The 248-nt window shown below is 48.8% G+C and carries 1 protein-coding gene; it reads left to right on the top strand.

What is annotated here, in order from left to right:
* The coding region (locus J0A69_RS22520) for a hypothetical protein (RefSeq protein WP_206588864.1) at window positions 1-248 on the top strand (248 nt) is incomplete at both ends.

Here is a 248-nt window from a genome sequence, read left to right as displayed (position 1 = left end):
ATGTTCCAGCGGGATACACAGGTCCTACAAGTTTTACCATCCCTTATGAAGTAACGGATGAAAATGGCTTGAGTGATTCAGGGATCATTACAGTAAGCGTGAACCAAAGCTCAACTGTAGATGACGTAAGTTTCGCAGTTACCCCAGGTACTCCATTGGTAGCTAGTTTGCCAATTACAGCGGGCAGCGGCGCGATTGTGGATATTACCCCTGATCTAAGCGGCGTACCAGCCGGAGTAACGGTGAGC

The sequence above is a fragment of the Algoriphagus pacificus genome, from assembly GCF_017254845.1.
Classification (GTDB): Bacteria; Bacteroidota; Bacteroidia; order Cytophagales; family Cyclobacteriaceae; genus Algoriphagus; species Algoriphagus pacificus.
Note: the sequence above shows the minus strand (reverse complement) of the source record. Positions and strands in the feature narration are given on the sequence as shown.